The organism is Nostoc flagelliforme FACHB-838 (assembly GCF_014698065.1).
Lineage (GTDB): Bacteria > Cyanobacteriota > Cyanobacteriia > Cyanobacteriales > Nostocaceae > Nostoc > Nostoc flagelliforme_B.
This window is the reverse complement of sequence record NZ_JACJSI010000444.1, coordinates 1-4546: the sequence shown is the minus strand read 5'-3', so window position 1 is coordinate 4546 and position 4546 is coordinate 1. Positions and strand designations below refer to the sequence as shown.

At 44.0% G+C, this 4546-nt stretch carries 8 protein-coding genes and 1 pseudogene; 7 read left to right on the top strand and 2 right to left on the bottom strand.

Annotated elements, in window-relative coordinates; all coding sequences use genetic code 11:
* Positions 1–79: 79 nt before the first annotated feature.
* Positions 80–463, bottom strand: coding sequence for a hypothetical protein (locus H6G97_RS46140; protein ID WP_242056086.1), 384 nt, complete (start codon positions 461–463; stop codon positions 80–82).
* A gap of 261 nt (positions 464–724) precedes the next feature.
* On the opposite strand from H6G97_RS46140, the gene H6G97_RS46135 reads away from it, so the two are divergent.
* The 4 genes from H6G97_RS46135 to H6G97_RS46120 all read left to right on the top strand — a co-directional run bounded on the left by H6G97_RS46135 (position 725) and on the right by H6G97_RS46120 (position 2592).
* On the top strand, positions 725–1075 hold the full coding sequence (locus H6G97_RS46135) for a helix-turn-helix domain-containing protein (protein ID WP_190947105.1): 351 nt from the start codon (positions 725–727) through the stop codon (positions 1073–1075).
* A gap of 71 nt (positions 1076–1146) precedes the next feature.
* On the top strand, positions 1147–1341 hold the full coding sequence (locus H6G97_RS46130) for a hypothetical protein (RefSeq protein ID WP_190947104.1): 195 nt from the start codon (positions 1147–1149) through the stop codon (positions 1339–1341).
* On the top strand, positions 1338–1637 hold the full coding sequence (locus H6G97_RS46125) for a hypothetical protein (RefSeq protein WP_109013378.1): 300 nt from the start codon (positions 1338–1340) through the stop codon (positions 1635–1637). Before H6G97_RS46130 ends, H6G97_RS46125 begins: the two co-directional genes overlap by 4 nt.
* Positions 1638–1659: 22 nt before the next feature.
* A complete protein-coding gene (locus H6G97_RS46120; protein ID WP_190947103.1) occupies positions 1660–2592 on the top strand; it encodes a hypothetical protein in 933 nt (310 codons plus the stop codon).
* Positions 2593–2718: 126 nt separating this feature from the next.
* Here the strand turns inward: H6G97_RS46120 and H6G97_RS54220 are convergent, their stop codons facing one another.
* Entirely contained in the window at positions 2719–3090 is a 372-nt protein-coding gene (locus H6G97_RS54220; RefSeq protein WP_338421992.1) for a GNAT family N-acetyltransferase, read from the bottom strand.
* 240 nt (positions 3091–3330) lie between these two features.
* On the opposite strand from H6G97_RS54220, the gene H6G97_RS46110 reads away from it, so the two are divergent.
* From H6G97_RS46110 to H6G97_RS46100, 3 genes and pseudogenes are all read left to right on the top strand, one after another.
* Entirely contained in the window at positions 3331–3522 is a 192-nt protein-coding gene (locus H6G97_RS46110; protein ID WP_190947106.1) for a hypothetical protein, read from the top strand.
* Complete coding sequence (locus H6G97_RS46105; protein WP_190947101.1) at positions 3500–3967, top strand: GNAT family N-acetyltransferase; 468 nt, start codon at positions 3500–3502, stop codon at positions 3965–3967. The genes H6G97_RS46110 and H6G97_RS46105 overlap by 23 nt, the downstream gene beginning before the upstream one ends.
* Positions 3960–4546, top strand: a pseudogene (locus tag H6G97_RS46100) (hypothetical protein); the annotation flags it as partial. The gene H6G97_RS46105 and the pseudogene H6G97_RS46100, both read left to right, overlap by 8 nt.

The following is a 4546-nucleotide window of genomic DNA, read 5'->3' as shown; positions in this document are numbered from 1 at the left end:
GATAGCCTCAAAGAGAAAAAGTAAGTCTAATTATTTATTTTATTCGCGGAAATTTCACGCGAACAAAACCTTCCTTGTTTTACCCTCTATTTCTCCTTAACCGAGCAGTATTGATAACTACCCAGCGTTGCGTTAAATGGTTGTCGTCATGACTAATGCTGGCTACCAGTTTGTCATCAGCGTAATATTCGTGATCGCCAAACGAGATTTCGACTATTGTGAGGGGTTCGGGGGCAACAACTTGGGCTTGGGTTGCGATGTGATGGTCGAGTTCGGCTTGGGCTGTTGCTTGGTTGTCAACTTTCTGAAGCTGGGTGGATTGGTGGGTGATGATTGCGTTTACCCAGGCTTGGACCGCTCTTTTATCCCCGGTGGGTGCAACGCCGAGTTCGGCAGCGATTCTTTTGAGACGGGGGAGGTTATAGCGGCAAAGGGCTTGCTGTGTGTAGGTTGGATGCGTCATAATTGAAATCTCCATAATTAATTGGAACAAAAGGCGATCGCGGAAGTTTCTCAGGCTCAGTCGGTCGTCTTTTGTGTTTGTTTTTTACTTTTTGTACTACTTATGGTAGCGCTACTATAAGTAGCTAGCAATAGTCTAAAGTCAACTTTTGTATTACGATTAGTAATGCTACTCTTAGTTATTATTTAGATTACTTATAGATACACACAGTATAGATAACCAACTGAAAGTAGTGCTACTTTAGGGAGTAAGAATTAGGAAATGCCTGTGCTTGTAAAACTGAAAAAGACGAGAGAAGCTAAAGGCTTGTCTCAAAATGAGCTAGCGAGGAAAACTGGTTACAGCCTGCAAAATATTCAAAAAATTGAACAAGGAAGAGCTGCCTCAATTACATTTGATGCCTTGGGGAGATTTTGTGAAGTACTTGAATGTCAGCCTGGAGATATTTTGGAATGGCGGCCAAACAATATTGATGGCAAAACTGGCCACTCATCAAATGATGAGGTGTTAAAAACTGCTTCAGAGGAAGTAGAAGGAAAAAGCGAGTCGCCAAAATCAACAAAACGTCAACCACACATGATTATCATTGATGCCAATAGAGGTGCGGCATGAGACAAATTCTATAATAGCCAACTCCAGGATGATTATGAGACGGCTTTTTTGCTATTGAAAAGAAAAACGGCATGACTGAAGCGAACGAATCTAATCAGGATAAAATACCTAACAAAAAGCCAGAATCGTCCGATAAAACTATTGATTACGACTGGCGCGATCCCTCAAAACCTCGTAATTTTGAAGATGATGTAATTGTGGATGGTTGGCGGCGACGTGCTGATGGAACTTTTGAGAAAGTTGAAGATACAGAGGCAAAGCAATGACATCGTTTATATGTGACCAAATCATAGATTTTGAAGCGAAGAATGCTTATGAAGCCCAAGATATTGAAAGGCTCATAGAACAAGTAAAAACTTTGGTGGCAGAGTCAAAAGATAGCAAAGTTGTAATTTTACTTAGAAATGCTCATTATCTGACTACCAGAGCATTTGTGATTCTTTACAACTATATTCAAGAACCTTTCTCGACAAATGCAGTTTTTGTGTTAGTTTCTACCGATAAATCCCGAATATTCCCTCCTTTACTTGATTTAGTAGAGCATCGGCAACAAGTAGCTTAAATATCAACCTAGAGGTGGGTTTATGGACAAATCAACCCGTAAGAGCAAAAAATCCACCTCTGCTGCTTCTGATGATTCAAAAACACTCCCTAACTTTGCAAACGAGGATATCTCCCAGCAAGTAGATCCAGCTACAGCAACAATTACAGTTACTGCTGTTGAAGTAACAGAGTTGACCCAGGAAGAGCAAAGCGATCGCCTATTTCTGGAGAGGAAAGTAGAGAGGGCATTTTTTGAGGCGGGGAAGGCATTAATGGAATTACGGGATCGCAAATTATATCGCTCTACTCACAAAACCTTTGAGGAGTATTGCCGCGTTCGCCCTTGGCGTTGGCGAAGCCATCGCTTTGGGCATAATCGTCGCCAATCTTATCTTCTAATGGATGCAGCAGTAATATTTGATAACTTAGAGCAAAAATGTGATCGGAACGATCACATTTTGCCGACGAATGAGTGGCAAATCAGGCCACTGTCCAAGCTAGACCCGGACATTCAGCCCGAAGCATGGGAGCAAGCTGTAGAGTCTGCCAACGGGAAAGTACCATCTCATCGCATTGTCAAAGATGCGGTGCAGCGAATAATGGAACGCACTCAAGTACCTAACACCTATCAATTAGGCGAGGTATGCCAAATCTTAGCCAAAGACAACGCCGAACTCAGGGGTAAGGGTGGCTGCTGGGGGATAGTCAGCGCAGTGAATGAGTTCAGTTGCACCCTGGAGATGTGGGATGGCGAGTACACCATTGGGTTGCAACATCTGAAGTCCTTCAACTACCTGCCTGCGGAGCGTGAGCAGATGCGGGTGATTTGCGATCGCATCAGTCGAGTGTATTCCAATTCGCTGGAGGAGACTGTCAAAAATCTGTTGCAGTCGTTGGGGAAACTGAATCGTGCTTATTTGACTGCTCTGGAAGAGAAATTGTTGACTGTCTTGGAGTCGGAAATTAGAGATTAATACAACAATGCTTTAAGTGATTCTACAAAATAAAATTTTGACTAAAAAGCCTTGTTCGGTAACGAGAAATAAAGCATGAGTGAGGCTCGAATGCAGGTTTTTACAAATATCCTGTCTCAATGCCTTTTACAGCTTTTTAAAGTACCTTGCAATTGGTAACAGCCCGAAACCCAGCTTTTCATAGGTACAACGTGCTGGTGCATGACCTGGATCGCCTCCGGTTTCGGCCATAGCAACGGACATACCAGCAGCTTTCATCTGATTAAGAGCGAACTCGACCAGAGCGGCTCCAATGCCAAGACGTTGATAATCTGGATCAACAGCAATCATGTAAATTTCTCCCATACTACTCTCTGAATGGAGCTTCACGGCTACAAAGCCCACGGTTGAATCAGAATCGATGGCAACCCACACTTTCATGTCTGCTGTAGTACAGACGGACTCGACAGCATTAAGCTGGCTTACACGCCAGCCATCAGGGTAGAATGAATGGTACACCTCAATATCCATCGCTTTTTGAATCGAATCAAAGACCGGACTCCATGCGCGGAGTGAAAGACTTTTGATGGGATCAAGTTGGCTATCTTCGTATGGTTCAATTCGCATAAAGGTATTATGTGGTTTTGATGTATTACATAAATACTACCAGCTAATCTTTTGTTTTTCTGGTATGGGCAGTACACCGTTAAAATTGACCACTTGAAACCACTGAATTACTTGGAGTCCGAATGTCAGCAGATGCAGCTCCTTTGCGATCGCATTAACAGACTACAGGAAAATGAGAACTTGGAAGATGCTGCCTGTGCTCTGCTGAAGCACTTGGGGGAACTGAAGCGACGGTATTTGACTGCTATGGAGGAGAGGCTGTTGGGTTTGATTGAGCAGGAATATGGGGTTAATGAAGGAAATGAGCCGATTGCAAATTCGTGAAGATGACCTGACAGGTAAAAATATTGCTGACCTTCTGAGGGAACATCTCAAAAACATGCATGAGGTTACCCCACCCGAAAGCGTTCATGCTCTTGATATAGAGGCATTGCGTTCGCCTAATATTACTTTTTGGACGGCTTGGGATGACGAAGAACTGGTTGGATGCGGGGCATTGAAAGAACTAGATTCAAGAAGCGGTGAAATTAAATCAATGCGTACTGTCAAGGCTCACCGACGTAGGGGTGTCGCCTCAAAGATTCTGGAACAGATTATTAAAGAAGCCCAACGGCGTGGTTACGATTGCTTGAATTTAGAAACAGGGGTAATTCCAGAATTTGCTTCAGCACGAGCCTTGTATACACGGTATGGGTTTGAGTACCGAGGCCCGTTTGGTGAATACGTTGATGACCCGAATAGCGTATTTATGACGAAAAAGCTTGCTTGATTGGTTAGTAACAATCACTGTTACTGCTGTTGAAATTCCAGAGTTAACCGAGCAAAAAATTAGCGATAAGCCTGACGGCATGGCTACGCTTACCGCTTGCACCTGGCGAAAGGTAGAACGGGCGTTTTTTGAGGCGGGCAAAGCGCTGACGGAATTGAGGGACAGACGGCTTTATCGCTCCACGTATATAACATTTCAAGAATATTGCCGCGTTCGCCCTTGGCGTTGGCGCAGCCATCGCTTTGGGCATAGTCGGCAACAATCAAATTATTTGATTGCCGCAGCTGGTGTTTACGAAAATTTGTGTCCCATTGGTTGTCAAAATGGGGAAAATCAAAATTTGACAACCAATGGGACACAAATTCTGCCCACGAGTGAGCGACAGGTTAGACCGATAACAAAACTGGAACCTCAACAGCAATGGGAAGTATGGCAACGGGCAGTGGAAGAAGCCGGAGGTAAAGTATATCAGCCACTGCTCTTAGTATCCTCGTCTTCACCATCAAGCGCGTTGCATACCCTAAAGAAGGAGTTCACCTCATGGACATCAGGTTTTCGATTCCGTCCGCTCCCATACTT